At 70.4% G+C, this 15,754-nt stretch carries 13 protein-coding genes and 1 tRNA gene; 5 read left to right on the top strand and 9 right to left on the bottom strand.

Annotated features, from left to right (window positions below):
* Positions 1-89: 89 nt before the first annotated feature.
* From MRBLMI12_RS06035 to serS, 5 genes are all read right to left on the bottom strand, one after another.
* Positions 90-1,316: an LCP family protein gene (locus tag MRBLMI12_RS06035; RefSeq protein ID WP_363354778.1), complete on the bottom strand. Its 1,227-nt coding sequence runs from the start codon at positions 1,314-1,316 to the stop codon at positions 90-92.
* A gap of 95 nt (positions 1,317-1,411) precedes the next feature.
* Positions 1,412-2,692 (bottom strand): LCP family protein, encoded by a 1,281-nt coding sequence (locus tag MRBLMI12_RS06040; RefSeq protein WP_363354779.1) that lies wholly within the window; start codon positions 2,690-2,692, stop codon positions 1,412-1,414.
* Positions 2,693-2,749: 57 nt separating this feature from the next.
* Positions 2,750-2,834 (bottom strand) — tRNA-Ser (locus MRBLMI12_RS06045).
* Positions 2,835-3,074: 240 nt separating this feature from the next.
* Positions 3,075-3,983 (bottom strand): HAD family hydrolase, encoded by a 909-nt coding sequence (locus MRBLMI12_RS06050; RefSeq protein ID WP_363354781.1) that lies wholly within the window; start codon positions 3,981-3,983, stop codon positions 3,075-3,077.
* Positions 3,980-5,245, bottom strand: coding sequence for a serine--tRNA ligase (gene serS, locus MRBLMI12_RS06055; RefSeq protein WP_363354783.1), 1,266 nt, complete (start codon positions 5,243-5,245; stop codon positions 3,980-3,982). The genes MRBLMI12_RS06050 and serS overlap by 4 nt, the downstream gene beginning before the upstream one ends.
* 132 nt (positions 5,246-5,377) lie before the next feature.
* Between serS and MRBLMI12_RS06060 the strand changes: the two genes are divergently transcribed.
* Together MRBLMI12_RS06060 and MRBLMI12_RS06065 are read left to right on the top strand one after the other, a co-directional pair.
* Positions 5,378-6,703 (top strand): diacylglycerol/lipid kinase family protein, encoded by a 1,326-nt coding sequence (locus MRBLMI12_RS06060; protein WP_363354785.1) that lies wholly within the window; start codon positions 5,378-5,380, stop codon positions 6,701-6,703.
* A 102-nt stretch (positions 6,704-6,805) separates the two neighbouring features.
* Positions 6,806-8,161, top strand: coding sequence for a cryptochrome/photolyase family protein (locus MRBLMI12_RS06065; protein WP_363354787.1), 1,356 nt, complete (start codon positions 6,806-6,808; stop codon positions 8,159-8,161).
* 17 nt (positions 8,162-8,178) lie between these two features.
* Here the strand turns inward: MRBLMI12_RS06065 and MRBLMI12_RS06070 are convergent, their stop codons facing one another.
* Complete coding sequence (locus MRBLMI12_RS06070) at positions 8,179-9,165, bottom strand: aldo/keto reductase (RefSeq protein ID WP_363354789.1); 987 nt, start codon at positions 9,163-9,165, stop codon at positions 8,179-8,181.
* 117 nt (positions 9,166-9,282) lie between these two features.
* Here MRBLMI12_RS06070 and MRBLMI12_RS06075 point away from each other — a divergent pair, with 117 nt between their 5' ends.
* Complete coding sequence (locus MRBLMI12_RS06075; protein WP_363354791.1) at positions 9,283-9,924, top strand: NADPH-dependent F420 reductase; 642 nt, start codon at positions 9,283-9,285, stop codon at positions 9,922-9,924.
* A 195-nt stretch (positions 9,925-10,119) separates the two neighbouring features.
* Positions 10,120-11,190, top strand: coding sequence for an LLM class flavin-dependent oxidoreductase (locus tag MRBLMI12_RS06080; RefSeq protein WP_363354793.1), 1,071 nt, complete (start codon positions 10,120-10,122; stop codon positions 11,188-11,190).
* Between the two features lie 443 nt (positions 11,191-11,633).
* Here the strand turns inward: MRBLMI12_RS06080 and MRBLMI12_RS06085 are convergent, their stop codons facing one another.
* The gene (locus MRBLMI12_RS06085; protein WP_363354795.1) at positions 11,634-12,071 is read right to left on the bottom strand and encodes a pyridoxamine 5'-phosphate oxidase family protein; all 438 of its coding nucleotides are present in this window, start codon (positions 12,069-12,071) and stop codon (positions 11,634-11,636) included.
* Complete coding sequence (gene pheA, locus MRBLMI12_RS06090; RefSeq protein WP_349428914.1) at positions 12,068-13,048, bottom strand: prephenate dehydratase; 981 nt, start codon at positions 13,046-13,048, stop codon at positions 12,068-12,070. The genes MRBLMI12_RS06085 and pheA overlap by 4 nt, the downstream gene beginning before the upstream one ends.
* 219 nt (positions 13,049-13,267) lie before the next feature.
* Here pheA and pgm point away from each other — a divergent pair, with 219 nt between their 5' ends.
* Positions 13,268-14,911 (top strand): phosphoglucomutase (alpha-D-glucose-1,6-bisphosphate-dependent), encoded by a 1,644-nt coding sequence (gene pgm / locus MRBLMI12_RS06095; protein WP_363354797.1) that lies wholly within the window; start codon positions 13,268-13,270, stop codon positions 14,909-14,911.
* A gap of 529 nt (positions 14,912-15,440) precedes the next feature.
* Here pgm and MRBLMI12_RS06100 read toward each other — a convergent pair.
* Positions 15,441-15,722 carry a GlsB/YeaQ/YmgE family stress response membrane protein gene (locus tag MRBLMI12_RS06100; protein ID WP_349428916.1) on the bottom strand — a complete coding sequence of 94 codons (282 nt, stop codon included), beginning with the start codon at positions 15,720-15,722 and terminating at the stop codon, positions 15,441-15,443.
* Positions 15,723-15,754 lie beyond the last annotated feature (32 nt).

Genomic DNA, 15,754 nt, shown 5'->3' on the forward strand with positions numbered 1-15,754 from the left:
GGCGTCTCCCGACCGCGCGCGGGACGCGTATCAGCCGACCGCGCGGGACGGCATATCAGCCGACCGCGCCGGCGCGGACCGCGGCCCGGCTACCGGCCTTCCTTCTGCGTGCACGTCGTCTGCGCTGCGGTCTGCCCCGCGATATCGGAGGGCAGCTCGACCCGCTGCTCGGGCACGGGCGTCTCCGCCGTCGCGGGCGTCTCACCGGTGGCCGGGGTCTCCCCCGCCTCCGCCGTCGCGGCGGGCGTCGGCGCCACCTCCGGCTTCACGGCCTCACCGGTCACCTCGACGCCATAGCCCTGGCTGGCGTCGCCGGTGAGCGTCAGCGGTTGATTGGCCTTGAGCGCGTCGAACAGCACCTTCGCGGCATCCTTCACCGGCATGACCCGGCTCGCGCCGTCGCCGGACGAATACCGCGTCGGGTACTGCACGAACACGATGTCTTCGTACGGCACGTCCTTGACGGCCATCGCGATCTGCACCATGAGCGTGGGGTTGGTGAGACCGGAGCTCAGGACCAGCTGCTTCTGCTGCACCTGGTTGATCGCCGTCGACGCGAGGTTCAGCAGCGTGGCGGGGTTCGACAGCACGGCGCCGGACTGCAGCTTGCGCACCATCGACGACATGAACTGCTGCTGGTTCGAGATGCGCCCGAGGTCCGAGCCGTCGCCGATGCCGTGGCGGATGCGCAGGAACTGCAGCGCCTGGACGCCCTGGAGCGTGTGGTTGCCTGCGGTGAGGCTGAGCCCGGTGTGCGAGTCGCTGATGTCGTCGGCCACGCACACGTCGACGCCGCCGATGGCATCGGACATGTTGATGACGCCGGTCCAGCGGATCGCGGCGGCGAAGTCGATCTCGTCCTCGATGAGCGATTCGACCGTGAGCACGGTGCAGGCGAGCCCGCCGTACTGGTACGACGCGTTCATCATCTGCGACGACATCGCCGAGTAGCTGCCGCTGCCGTCCTCCGTGGGGCACGACGGGATCGGCACGAGCATGTCGCGCGGGAACGAGACGACCGTCACGCGACGGGGCTCGTCCGAGATGTGCACGAGCATGGTGACGTCGTTGCGCTCACCCTCGGTGTCGCCGCGCTGGCAGGCGGACGACAGCTTCGCGTTGTCGCCCTCGCACGAGTCGGTGCCGGCCATGAGGATGTTGACGCCGCCCTCGATCGCACCCAGGGACGGCGGCAGGACCCCGCCCTCGTCGAGAACGACGGCGTTGGCGGCCACCGTCTGCGTCGCGTCCCACACGTTGTACGCGGCGATGCTGGCTGCGCTCACGCCGAAGACGCCGAGCACGACGCCCAGCATGGCGAAGAGTGTGACGAACGGATGCCGGGACTTCAGGGCACCGTGGCGCGCGAGGGGCGCCCGGCCCTCTCGCGAGGGCCGCTTCGACGCCGCCATCAGCCGTTGGCCCTGACGTTGCCGGCCGAGCAGGTCTGCTGCGCCGCGTTCTGACCCGGGATGTTGTCGGGAAGCGCCACCGGGGTCTCGCTCGGCGCAGGCGCGGCGGTCGGGTCCGTGGTCGGCGCGGGGTCGGTGGTCGGCTCAGTGGGCTGCGGGTCGGCCACGATCACTCCTCCGGTGAGATCCTGGTCGTGCGTGACCTCGATCGACTCGTTGGCTGCGAGCGCCGCCCACAGCTGATCGGCCGAGTCGTAGTCGGGCACCACGCGGTTGGCGTCGGCGGGGTCCGTCAGCACGGGGTACTGGACGAACACGATGTCTTCGAACGGCACGTCCTTGATCGCGAGCGCGATCTGCATGAGCGTCATGGGGTTGGTCAGCGACTCGCTCGGCGTGATGTTGTCGACCGCTGTGGTGGCCAGCTTGTACAGCGTCGCCGGGTCGGAGAGCACCTCGCTGCTGACGAGCTTGCGGGCGAGACTCGACATGTACTGCTGCTGGTTGCTGATGCGCGCCAGGTCGCTGCCGTTCTCCAGGCCGTGGCGGGTGCGCAGGAACTGCAGCGCCTCGACGCCCTGGATCGTGCGCGGCCCCGCCGGCCAGTTGATGGCGGTGTACTTGTCCTTGATGCCGCCGTTGCCGATGCAGACGTCGACGCCGCCGATCGCGTCGGTGATGTTGATGACGTTGCCGAAGCTCACCTTGGCGGCGAACGGGATGTTCTGACCACTCAGGTCGCTGATCGTCTTCGCGGTGCACGACAGGCCGCCGTAACCCCACGCCTCGTTGATCTGCGTCTTGGAGGTCGCCGACGTGATCGAGCCGTCTTCGCGCGTGCAGGACGGGATCGGGATCATCAGGTCGCGCGGGAACGACACCACCGTCACCCGGCGCGGGTTGTCGGAGATGTGCACGAGCATGTTGACGTCGTTGAGCTGCCCGCCGGCGTCCGCGCCCGTGCAACGGTCACCGAAGAGGTACGCGTACTCCTCTTCGCATTCGTCGGTGCCGACGAGCAGGATGTCGACGCCGCCCTCGATCGCTCCGATGTCGGGCGGGACGGATCCCTGGCCCTCGAGCTCGACGGCATCCGCGGTGAAGCTGGTGGTGATGTCGGTGACGGCATATGCCGCGACCCCGACGCCCGAGACCAGCACCACGGCGGCGACGATGCCGATGAGCTTCGCGACGAAGCCGAACGGGCCCGGGGACGACAGCTCACCATGACGGGCCACCGTACGGCGGCCACGCCTCGTGGGCTTGTGCGTCGAGCTCACTCGGTTCCTCTCAGGGATGCTGCGGTCTCACGGTCGCCCCCGGCACATCAGTTTCTGCGGAGGGTGTGGGATTCGAACCCACGGGACATTGCTGCCCACTGGTTTTCAAGACCAGGTCCATCGGCCGCTCGGACAACCCTCCCGACCGAAGCCACCCCGGAGGGCGGCATCCGTCGAACAGGCGTCGAGTCTAGCCGACAGCACTGTCGGCCCATTCTTCCAACGGCGCCTGGCAATCCTCTGAAGGACGCACGCTTTCCCGAGTTGGTCCGGTCGTTGAGCGAGCGAAGCGAGACGAAACCCCTCGCACCACCGGCGGACGCCGGGTTCGGGGCGTTTCGTCTCGCTCGTTCCTCGCTCGCTCAACGACCGGGTGACGGGGTCAGAGGAGGCGCAGCACGGCGGCGACGCCGCCCTCGTGGACCGACGACGTGGTCTCGCCCGCGGCATCCCGCACTTCCTGCGGGCCCTGCGCCATCGCCACGGCACGCCCGCCGTTGTCGAGCGCCCAGCGGAACATGCCGACGTCGTTGCGGCCGTCGCCCATCACGAGGACGTGCGCCGGGTCGATGCCGAGCTCGGTGCGCACGAGCTCGAGGCCGGTGCTCTTGTCGACGCCCTTCGGCGCGATGTCGAGCCATGCGGTCCAGCCGACGGCGTACGAGACGTGGTGGAGTCCGATGCGGGCCACCAGGTCGACGAAGTCCTTCTCGCGCTTTTCGGGCGACACGACGACGATGCGGCACACGGGCTGCGCGCCGAGCTCTTCGAACGGCACTCGACGCGCGTTCGTGAGATTCCAGTCCTCGAGGTACTCCGTGTACAGCCGACGGCCGTCGGGCAGCTCGACGAGGTAGCGCGCGTCGGGCAGGTGCTCGCGCAGCTGCTCGAGAACGGCGCTCGGGTCGAAGGTCTCGATGTGCCAGCGGTCGTACCTCAGCTCGTCGGCCTCGACGCGTTTGAGGACGACGGCGCCGTTGGAGCACACGACGAACTCGGGGGCGATGCCCAGCACGCGCAGGATGCCGCGGGTACCCTCCCAGCTGCGGCCGGTGGCGACCATCACCTCGTGGCCCGCGCGGTGCGCGTGCTCGACGGCGTCGACGACCCCCGGGCTCAGCGACTCGTCCTCGAGCAGCACGGTGCCGTCGATGTCGAGTGCGATGAGGAGCTGCTCCGTCGCGACCGCGGGATCCTCGGTGTCGCGCGCGACCCGCTCGACGAGCTTCGCGGCCTTCTTCGGCGCGACGACCTTGATCGACCCGGTGGCGGGCAGATGCGCGTCGGTCACGCGATCGGCTCCATGACCTCGAGTCCGCCGAGGAACGGTCGCAGCACCTCCGGCACGGTGACCGAGCCGTCCTCGCGCTGATGCGTCTCGAGCAGCGCAACGATCCAGCGGGTGGTCGCGAGCGTGCCGTTCAGCGTCGCGACCGGCTGCGTCTTGCCACCTTCGGGCCGGTAGCGGATGTCGAGCCGACGCGCCTGGTAGGTCGTGCAGTTCGACGTCGAGGTGAGCTCGCGATAGGCGTTCTGCGTGGGCACCCAGGCCTCGACGTCGTACTTGCGGGCGGCGCTCGAACCGAGGTCGCCCGCGGCCACGTCGATCACGCGGTACGACAGGCCCAGGTCCTGCAGCATGCGCTCCTGCAGCTCGACGAGGCGCAGGTGCTCGGCCTCCGCCTCTTCGGGGGTGGTGTAGACGAACATCTCGAGCTTGTTGAACTGGTGCACGCGGATGATGCCGCGGGTGTCCTTGCCGTACGACCCGGCTTCGCTGCGGTAGCAGGTCGACCAGCCGGCGTAGCGCTTGGGTCCGCGCGAGAGGTCGAGGATCTCGTCCATGTGGTAGCCGGCGAGCGGCACCTCGCTGGTGCCGACGAGATAGAGGTCCTCGTCGTCGAGGTGGTAGACCTCGGCGGCGTGCTTGCCGAGGAACCCGGTGCCGCGCATGACCTCGGGGCGCACCAGCGTCGGCGGGATGATCGGCGTGAAGCCCGCTTGCAGCGCGCGGTCGAGCCCCAGGTTCATCAGCGCGATCTCGAGGCGCGCGCCGATGCCCGTGAGGAAGTAGAACCGGCTGCCCGACACCTTGGTGCCGCGCTCCATGTCGATCGCGCCGAGCCGCTCGCCGATCTCGAGGTGGTCGCGGGGCTCGAAGCTGAACGCGGGAACCTCGCCGTGGGTGCGCAGCGTGACGAAGTCGTCCTCGCCGCCGGACGGCACACCCTCGATGACGATGTTCTCGAGGGCGGAGAAAGCCTCGGCGGATGCCTCCTCGGCGGCGGTGACCGCGTGCTGGGCCTGCTTCACCTGCTCGCTCAGCTGCTTGGCCTCGGCGACGAGCGCCGCCTTCTCCTCTTTGGGGGCTTGCGCGACTCTCTTGCCGTGAGCGTTCTGCGCGGCGCGGAGCTCTTCGAACGTCGTGATCGCGGCTCGTCGGGCCCGATCGGCCTCGACGGCGACGTCAACGGTGTCGGGCGACTCGCCCCGCGCCTCCTGCGAGCGCTTGACCAGCTCGGGATTGTCGCGAAGCAGCACGGGATCGATCACCCTGCAAGCTTAGTCACGGCCTCCGCGCAGGCACGTGTGGCCTCGGCCGTCGACCTCACGGCCGAGACTCCCTGGCGCGCCCCTTGACCTCGGATGCCCCCGACGGGCGTTTCGCGTCCTACTCTGGACCACATGGCGGCATCTGGATCGAGCGACGACGCACGACCCGACGACGCACGACCCGAGGACGACCTCATCCCGCATCCCGCCGATGCGATCTACGCCGACGGTCCCAGCACCGCCGAACTCGACCTCGCCGAGGTGGAGATCGAGGAGACGATCCCCACCGCCGACGCGGCCCCGCCTGCGGGGCAGGCCGAGGCCGACGCACCCGACCCGGCCGAAGCGGCCAAACCCGACGACGTGATCCGCGAGCCCGACGACGTCGAGGCCGACACGGCGGACGGCGAGACCGGCTACGCGCGCCGCGTCGATCCGGCGGGACGGACGCGTCCCATGGAGACTGCGGGTGAGCGCCCCTCACCCAAGGCCGCCCTCGTCTACAACCCGATCAAGGTCGACGCCGACACCCTGCGCGACACCGTCACCCGGCTCTCGGCGGGAGCCGGGTGGGCCGAGCCCCTGTTCTACGAGACCACGGTCGACGACCTCGGCGACGACGTGACCCGTCAAGCACTCGACGAGGGCGTCGACGCCGTCCTCGTGGCCGGCGGCGACGGCACCGTGCGCGCCGTGTCGGAGGCGATGAGCGGCAGCGGCGTGCCCCTCGCGATCGTGCCCAGCGGCACCGGCAACCTGCTCGCCCGAAACCTGAGGCTGCCGCTGACCGAGCCGGACGCCATGGTGCGGGCGGTCTTCGACGGCGACAGGCTCGCCATGGACGTCGGCTGGACCGAGCTGAGCCGTCCCGACGGGACGACGGCCGAGCACGCCTTCGTGGTGATGGGCGGCATCGGCCTGGATGCCGCGATGATCGCCAACACCAACCCGCAGCTGAAGAAGACCGTCGGCTGGGTGGCATACGTCGACGGGGCGGCGCGCGCGCTGCCGTACGCGAAGCCGTTCCGCGTCGTCTACGAGCTGCCCGGGCACCGGCTGCACTCCTCGCGCGTTCAGAGCGTGCTGTTCGCGAACTGCGGGAGGCTCCCCGCGGGACTCGACCTCATCCCCGAGGCCTCCATCGCCGACGGCGCGCTCGACATCGTCATCTTCCAGCCCAAGGGGCCGTTCGGCTGGCTGTTCGTCTGGCGCCGCGTGGCGTGGGACAACAGCTTCCTCCGTCGCTTCCGCACCGGCCGCCGCGTGCTGTCGCTGCGTACCAAGGACAACGCCGTGATCTACTCCCGCGGCGCGGGGATCGAGCTGGCGACGCACGAGCCGCGGCCCGTGCAGCTCGACGGCGACGAGTTCGGCGAGGCCCTCTCGGTGAAGACCCGCGTCGCCCCCGCCGCACTCCTGGTCGTGGTGCCCAAGGGCCACGACACCGACGGTCTCTGAACACCCTCCGCACGCTCGAGCGCCCGCCGGTGCTCAGCATGCCGATCGTCGTCGGCCTGTCAAGACCGCGCCCGCGGGACGGTCGCGCGGCAGGATGGGGCCATGCCCGGCCCCTCCATCGTGTGGTTCCGCGACGACCTGCGCCTCGCCGACAACCCCGCGCTGCGTGCGGCCCTGGATCGCGGCGAGCCCGTGATCGGGTTGTACGTGCTCGACGAGGAGAGCCCCGGCATCCGCCCGCTCGGCGGGGCGGCGCGCTGGTGGCTGCACCACAGCCTCGCCTCGCTGGGCGAGCGGCTGCGCGAGCGTGGCGGCACCCTGGTGCTGCGACGCGGCCCGGCCGATCGGGTGGTGCGCGAGGCGGTGACGGATGCCGCGGCCGGCGCCGTCTTCTGGAACCGGCGATACGGCGGGCCCGAGCGCGAGATCGATGCCGGCCTCAAGTCCGCTCTCCGGGAGGACGGCGTCGAGGTCTCGTCGTTCGCGGGTTCGCTGCTGTTCGAGCCGTGGACGGTGCGCACCGGCGCCGGAAGCCCGTTCTCGGTGTTCACGCCCTTCTGGCGCGCGTGCCTCGCCCTGCCCGCACCGCGCGCCCCGCTCGCCGAACCCCGCGAGGTCGGCGGACCGCGCCGGGCTCCGGCATCCGACTCGCTCGACGACTGGGCGCTTCTGCCCACCCGGCCGGACTGGGCGGGCGGACTGCGTGAGACGTGGGAGCCCGGCGAACCGGCCGCGCGCCGACGGCTGCGGGAGTTCCTGCGCGACGATCTCGCGCACTACGACCGCGCCCGCGACGAGCCCGCCGCAGGCGCGACCTCGCTGCTGTCGCCGCGCCTGCGCTGGGGCGAGCTCAGCCCGCATACCGTCTGGCACGAGACCGTCGAGGCCGGTGCCGGCGGCAGGTTCCTCTCGGAGCTCGGGTGGCGCGAGTTCGCATGGCACGTCCTCTTCCACCACCCCGACCTCGCCAGCCGCAATCTGCGGCCCGAGTTCGACGCGTTCCCCTGGCCGCGGCTGAAGCCCACCCACCTCGACGCCTGGCAGCGCGGCCGTACCGGCGTCGCGCTCGTCGATGCGGGCATGAAGGAGCTGTGGCACACGGGCTACATGCACAACCGGGTGCGGATGGTGGCGGCATCCTTCCTCGTCAAGAACCTGCTCATCGACTGGCGGCGCGGCGAGGAGTGGTTCTGGGACACGCTGGTCGACGCCGACGGCGCCAACAACCCGTTCAACTGGCAGTGGGTGGCGGGGTCGGGCGCCGATGCGGCGCCGTACTTCCGCATCTTCAACCCGCAGCTGCAGGCCAGGAAGTTCGACTCCGACGCGCACTACGTGCGCGAGTGGGCGCCGGAGCACCTCGGAGAGCACCCGCCCGAGCCCATCGTCGATCTCGGCGAGACCCGCAGGGCCGCGCTCGACGCGTACGAGCACGTCAAGCGCGCCGCCCGCGCCTGACCCGCCCGGCGCAATCGCTACCAGGCGTACGCTTCGGGCGCCTGGCCGCCGGGGCCGGGGAACAGCTCGTCGAGCGCGTTCAGGTCGTCGTCGCTGAGCCGGATGTCGAGGGCCGACACCGCGGACTCGAGCTGCTCGACGGTGCGGGGGCCGACGATCGGTCCGGTCACACCGGGCTGGTGCAGCAGCCAGGCGAGCCCGAGCGCCGAGGGCGTCCAGCCGCGCTCCTGTGCGAAGCGCTCGTACGCGGCGAGCTGGTCGCCGCGCTCCTCGCGCTGCGACGCGATGCGCGCCGTCGCCGACCGCGCGTTGGCATCGGACGATCCGCCGCTGAGCAGCCCGCCCGCCAGCGGCGACCACGGCAGGACGCCGAGACCGTAGTTCTGCGCCGCGGGGATGACTTCGAGCTCGATGGAGCGCTGCACGAGGTTGTACAGCGACTGCTCGCTGACCAGCCCCAGGAAGTTGCGCTGCGTCGCGATCTCGTTCGCCTGAGCGATGTTCCAGGCCGCGAAGTTCGAGCTGCCGGTGTAGACGACCTCCCCGCGCGCCACCAGCACCTCCATGGCCTGCCAGAGCTCGGGCCACGAGATGTGCCGGTCGATGTGGTGGAACTGGTAGAGGTCGATGCGGTCGGTCTGCAGCCGCCGCAGCGACCCGATCGCCTCGCGGCGCACCTGCCAGGCCGACGCGCCGCGCGCGTTGACGACGTCGCCGTCGGGTGTGGGATCGACCATCGGCGAGTGCACCTTCGTCGCCAGGACGATGTCGTCGCGCACACCGGGGCGGGCGGCGAACCACCGGCCGATGATCTCCTCGGTGGTGCCGCGTCCGCCGGCGCCGCCGTAGCCGTTCGCGGTGTCGAAGAAGTTCACGCCGAGCTCCAGCGCGCGGTCCATGATCGCGAACGCGTCCTCCTCCGAGGTGCGGTCGCCGAAGTTCATCGTGCCGAGCACGATCCGCGAGACGGAGGTGCCGGTTCGTCCGAGGTGCACGTAGTCCATCCCGACATCGTCACACGGCTCCCGGAGCACTGGGGCGGCTTTCCGAAAACGTTTCCCGAATTTCCTCCCGTGTCGACTCCCGGAATGCGCGCGGCCCCTGCCCGGTTGCCGCCCGTCATGACAACGATCGGAATCATCGGTGCAGGACATATCGGCAGCGCACTCGCACGCGCCTTCTCGGGGCTCGGGTACGACGTCGTGATCGCCAACTCGCGCGGACCCGAGAGCCTGGCCGGCCTGGTCGCCGAGCTCGGACCGAAGGTCACGGCCGCAACCGCCGCCGACGCGGCAGCCGCCGGCGACATCGCCGTGGTGACGGTGCCGCTGAAGGCACTGAAGGATCTGCCGGTCGAGCCGCTCGCCGGCAAGATCGTGCTGGACACCATCAACTACTACTTCGAGCGCGACGGCCACATCGACGCCCTCGACCGCGGCGAGGCCACGACATCCGGACTCGTGCAGGCGCACCTGCCCGCCTCGAAGGTGGTGAAGGCGTTCAACCAGATCCTCGCCTCCGAGATCAACACCACGGGTCTGCCGGCGGGCGATCCCGACCGCCGTGCCCTCGGCACAGCGAGCGACCACGATGATGCCGTCGAGCTCGTGACGGGCATCTACGACGCCCTCGGGTTCGACACCGTCAGCGCCGGGCCTCTCAGCGAATCGTGGCGGCTGGAACGCGACCGGCCCGCGTACGTGGCGCGCCAGACCGCCGCCGAGCTGCGCGAGAACATAGCGAAGGGCAACCGCCTCCCCTGATCCGCCCCGGTCGTTGAGCGAGCGAGGAACGAGCGAGACGAAACGCCCAGAATCCGGCTTGACCGTGGGCTCAGCGCGTTTCGTCTCGCTTCGCTCGCTCAACGACCGGATGGGGACTCAGCGCGTTTCGTCTCGCTTCGCTCGCTCAACGACCGGAAGGAATAGAGCTGATGGCGCAGCGGGTTGTCGCAGGGGATGAGTACCGCCACCCCCGCCCCGGCCCTGTCCGTCCTCGACCTCGTTCCGGTGCGCACCGGCCAGACGAGCGCCCAGGCGGTCGCGGCATCCCTCTCCCTCGTCGACGCCGCCGATCGGCTGGGCTACCGCCGCTACTGGTTCGCCGAGCACCACAACATGCCGGCGGTCGCCTCGACGACGCCGCCGGTGCTGGCGGCGGCCGCGGCGGCTCGGACCTCGCGGATCCGCCTCGGCTCGGGCGGCGTCATGCTGCCGAACCACTCGCCGCTCGTGGTCGCCGAGCAGTTCGCGGCGCTCGAAGCCCTCGCGCCCGGTCGCATCGACCTCGGCCTCGGCCGCGCTCCCGGGTCCGACCCGGTGATCACGCAGCTGCTCCGCCAGAGCGGCACCACGAGCGACGTCGAGCGCTTCCCCGACCACGTGCGCGACATCATCTCCCTCGTCGCTCCCGACGGCGCCTCCCTGCGCTTCACATCGGGCGGCACGTACGACGTGCACGCGACGCCGGCCGCCACCACGACGCCCGAGGTGTGGCTGCTCGGCTCGAGCGACTACTCGGCGCAGCTCGCGGCATCCCTCGGCCTGCCCTACGTCTTCGCGAACCACTTCTCGGGCGAGGGCCTCGAGCGCGCACTCGAGCTCTACCGCACGGCGTTCGTGGCGTCCGAGACGCTCGCCGCCCCGCGGACGTTCCTGACCGCGAACGTGCTCGTCGCGCCGACGGACGACGAGGCGGAGGCGCGTGCGCTGCCGAACCTGCGCATGACCGCGCGCCTGCGGACGAACCGGCCGCTCGTCGCCCTCGAGACCGTCGAAGCCTCGATCGCGAACGCCGACGACTTCGCCGGGCTCGGCGACACGTTCATGGCGTCGGCGCGTGCGAAGTGGTTCGTCGGCACTGCGCCGGCCGTGGCATCCGACCTCCGCGCCTTCGCCGCGCGGCACGGTGTCGACGAGGTCATGATCTCGCCGATCGCCGGTTCCTACGAGAATGAGCCGATGGATACCGCCCCCGGCCGCCTGCAGACGCTCGAGCTGCTCGCCGCGGAGCTCGGCCTCGCGTCCTGACGCATTAGCCCTCGCCGGGGTCCAGGGCCGGCGCCCGGGCCCGGCTCCGGCGAGGCACCCTCCCAGAGCGCCATTGAACTTCCGGTTCACACGCCTGAACGCCGAACCCGGTCCCGTCGGCTCGATGACCGACCCGTATGGATCGGAAGTTCGACCAACCCCTGTGAACCGGAAGTTCCACCAACCCCTGTGAACCGGAAGTTCCACCAACCCCTGTGAACCGGAAGTTCCACCAACCCCCGTGAACCGGAAGTTCCACCAACCCCTGTGAACCGGAAGTTCCACCAACCCCTGTGAACCGGAAGTTCCACCAACCCCTGTGAACCGGAAGTTCCACCAACCCCTGTGAACCGGAAGTTCCACCAACCCCTGTGAACCGGAAGTTCAATGGGGTTTTTCAGAACCTGCCTGACGACGGCCTGGCCCCGGGTGTTCGGCGTCCGCTACCAGGCGATCAGCTTGTGGGGGCGGAAGATCACGACGGTCGAGTAGTCCGCCCACATGCGGTCGTGCGTCCACCCGAGGCGCTCGATGCCGCCCGCGTACTTCGCGAGGTAGGCCCCGCCGAGCCGATCCAGCCAATCGACCGTCGGCTCGGGTGACAACTCGACAGTCCCCTGCAGCACGTGGAGCTGCTCGCCGTCGTCGCCGGCTTCGAGGTGAAGCATCGCGCGCGGATTCTCACGCAGGTTCTTGATCTTCGCCGAGGCTGGCTGGCAGAAGACGTAGGCGACGTCGTCCTGCCAGAGGAACCACACCGGCACGGCGTGCGGAAAGCCATCGCGTCCGATGGTGCCGAGCCACGCGATCTCTTCGCTGCGAAGCCGGGCGAGCGCCTTCGCCTCCCGCTCGTTCAAAGCATCCAAAGCCAGTGCCGTCATTCCTGCACCTCGGGCTCGCCCGAGATGAGACCGCGCAGCCAGTCGCGTGCCTCGACGAACACGTCGTCGGCGTACCGCTCCGGGTAGCGCACCACGGCACGGTCGGCCCGCGGATAAGAGCCGAGGAAGGTCACACGCGGGCTGAAGCGGCGCAGGCCCAGGAGGGCGTCGGCCATGCGCTCGTCCTCGAGGTGGCCGTCGGCATCGACGACGAAACGGTATCGGCCCAGCTCGTCGCCGATCGGGCGGGAGGCGAGCAGCGACAGGTTGATGCCCCGGGTGGCGAACTGCTCGAGCATCTCGAGCAGGGCGCCGGGGTGGTCGTCGGGCAGCTCGACGATGAGCGAGGTCTTGTCGGCGCCGGTCGGCGGCGGCGGCACGACCGTGCGGCTCACGAGCACGAAACGGGTGACGGCGTTGGGGTTGTCGCCGATGTTCGAGGCGAGCAGCTCGAGCTCGTGGTGCTCGAGGATGCCGGGCGGTGCGATCGCGGCATCCGCATCGCTCGATCCGTCGAGGAGGCCCATCGCGCTGGCGACGTTGCTCGCCGCCGGCACGTGCGCGTGGGCGGGGAGGCTCCCCGAGAGCCACTGCAGGCACTGCGCGTACGCCACCGGATGCGCCGCGATGAGCGACACGTCCTCGAGCCGCGCACCCGGCCGGGCGACCAGCACGAACTCGACCGGCACCAGGTACTCCCCCACGATGCGGAGTCCGGGCACCGTCGCCAGGGCGTCCTGCGCCGTCGACACCCCGCCGTCGACGGAGTTCTCGATGGCGATCATCGCGGCATCCGATCGGCCCTCGACGACGTCCGCGAGCGCCTCGCCGACGTTGCGGACCGACCGCCACTCGTGGCCGCGCGCCTCGGGCACCTGCGCGAGCGCCGCCTCGGTGAACGTGCCCGCGGGCCCGAGATAGCTGTACGTGCGGCGGGTGGGAGCAGATGCCTCGGCGGAGGCGACCTCGGAAGTCACGCGTGCCAGCCTAGCCGCGGCCGTGCAGGCAGGCCCCGCAGCCGCGGCGTGGGCATCACCTCCCGTACCGTACGCAGGATCGCCGGCGCCGGCGCGGCCTCCCGACCGCGTCATTCCGCGGCGGGTACGTCGGCGCGGACCATCCACTCCTGAGAACGGAACGGCGGACGGCCGTCATCGGCGATGCGCGAGGCCCTGCGGGAGGGCAGACTGGGACGCATGAGTCGCGCAGGACAGCCCGCCGAAGCATCCGACCTCATCGACATCGATGAGGTGATCTCCGCCTATTACGACATCACCCCGGATCCGGCGGTGCCCGAGCAGCGCGTCGCGTTCGGCACCAGCGGCCACCGCGGCTCCTCACTGTCGGCCAGCTTCAACGAGACCCACATCCTCGCCACGACGCAGGCGATCGTCGACTACCGCCGGGCGCAAGGCATCAAGGGGCCGCTGTTCCTGGGCCGCGACACCCACGGCCTGTCGCTTCCCGCCGAGCGCAGCGCCATCGAGGTGCTCGTCGCGAACGGCGTCGACGTGCGCGTGGACGCCCGCGACTCGTGGGTGCCGACTCCCGCGCTCAGCCACGCGATCCTCACCTACAACCGCGGGAAGGATGCCGCCGACCCGAGCCGCTCCGACGGCATCGTGGTGACCCCGAGCCACAATCCGCCGCGCGACGGCGGCTTCAAGTACAACCCGCCGAACGGCGGCCCCGCCGACACCGACGCGACCGGCTGGATCGCCGACCGGGCGAACGAGCTCATCGCGGCGAACCTGGAGGGCGTGGCACGCACGCCGTTCCGCGACATCGACGCCGACACGCTCGGCGAGTACGACTTCCGCGACGCCTACGTGCGCGACCTCTCGAACATCATCGACGTCGAGGCGATCCGCCGCGCGGGCGTGCGCATCGGCGCCGACCCCCTCGGCGGCGCCTCCGTCGAGTACTGGGCGCTCATCGCAGAGGTGCACGAGCTCGACCTCACCGTCGTGAACCCGGACGTCGACCCGACGTGGCGGTTCATGACGCTGGACTGGGACGAGAAGATCCGCATGGATCCGTCGTCGCCGTCGGCGATGGCCGGCCTCATCGGCCGCCGCGACGAGTACGACATCCTGACCGGCAACGACGCGGACGCCGACCGGCACGGGATCGTGACGCCCGACGCGGGGCTGATGAACCCCAACCACTACCTGGCCGTCGCGATCGACTACCTGTACTCGCACCGCCCGGAATGGCCCGCGGATGCCGCGATCGGCAAGACGCTCGTGAGCTCGATGATCATCGACCGGGTAGCCGAATCGCTCGGGCGTCGGCTGCTGGAGGTTCCGGTCGGATTCAAGTGGTTCGTCCCCGGCCTGCTCGACGGATCGGTCGCGTTCGGCGGCGAGGAGTCGGCCGGCGCATCGTTCCTGCGCCGCGACGGGAGCGTCTGGACGACCGACAAGGACGGCATCCTGCTGTGCCTGCTGGCCGCCGAGATCCTCGCGGTGACCGGCAAGACGCCCTCGCAGCGCTATGCGGAGCTCGAGGCCGAGTTCGGCGCCTCGGCGTACCAGCGTGTCGACGCCCCCGCATCCCCCGCCCAGAAGGCCGCGCTCGGAAAGCTGGCGCCCGAGGCGGTCACCGCGACCGAGCTGGCCGGCGAGCCGATCACCGCGAAGCTGTCGCACGCGCCCGGCAACGGGGCAGCGATCGGCGGCCTCAAGGTGCAGACCGAGCACGCGTGGTTCGCCGCGCGCCCGTCGGGCACCGAGGACGTCTACAAGCTCTACGCCGAGTCGCTCCGCGGTCCCGAGCACCTCGCACAGGTGCAGGCAGAGGCCCGCGAGGTGGTGTCGCAGGCCCTGGCCGGCGCCTGACCCCCGGTCGGTCGTTGAGCGAGCGAGAAACGGCCGACCCGAAACGCGCCCGACCCCCCGGTCGTTGAGCGAGCGAGAAACGAGCGAGACGAAACGCGCCCGCCCCCCCGGTCGTTGAGCGAGCGAGGAACGAGCGAGACGAAACGCGCCCGCCCCCCGGTCGTCGAGCGAGCGAGGAACGAGCGAGACGAAACGCGCCCGACCCCCCGGTCGTTGAGCGAGCGAGGAACGAGCGAGACGAAACGCGCCCGACCCCCCGGTCGTTGAGCGAGCGAGGAACGAGCGAGACGAAACGCGCCCGACCCCCGGTCGTTGAGCGAGCGAGGAACGAGCGAGACGAAACGCGCCTGACCCCCCCGGTCGGTCGTTGAGCGAGCGAGGAACGAGCGAGACGAAACGCGCCTGACCTTGCGCAAGACGTCTCGCCCGTACACAGACGAATCGCCCGAACCCACGCGAGGGACGCATGGGTTCGGGCGACGTTCTTTCGTTCGCGGGTCGGCCGGTGGCCCGGCACGACCCGGTGCGGTCAGGACCGCGTGACGCCGCGGCGACGCGTGAAGAGCACGTACAGGCCGAGCACGATGATCGCGCCGAGGATGGATCCGATGATCCCGGCAGGCTGCAGGAAGCCGCCGTTGGGGTCGCTGCCGAAGAGCAGGAAGCCGAGGAAGCCGCCGACGAACGAGCCGACGATTCCGAGGACGATCGTCAGCAGAATGCCCATGCTCTGCTTGCCCGGGATGACGGCGCGAGCGATGAGGCCGGCGATGAGGCCGATGATGATGAGGCCCAGAATTGTCCAGAGCATGATCTCTCCTTTGTCTCGTGGACACCGCGGGG

It is taken from the genome of Microbacterium sp. LMI12-1-1.1 (genome assembly GCF_040676455.1).
Classification (GTDB): Bacteria; Actinomycetota; Actinomycetes; order Actinomycetales; family Microbacteriaceae; genus Microbacterium.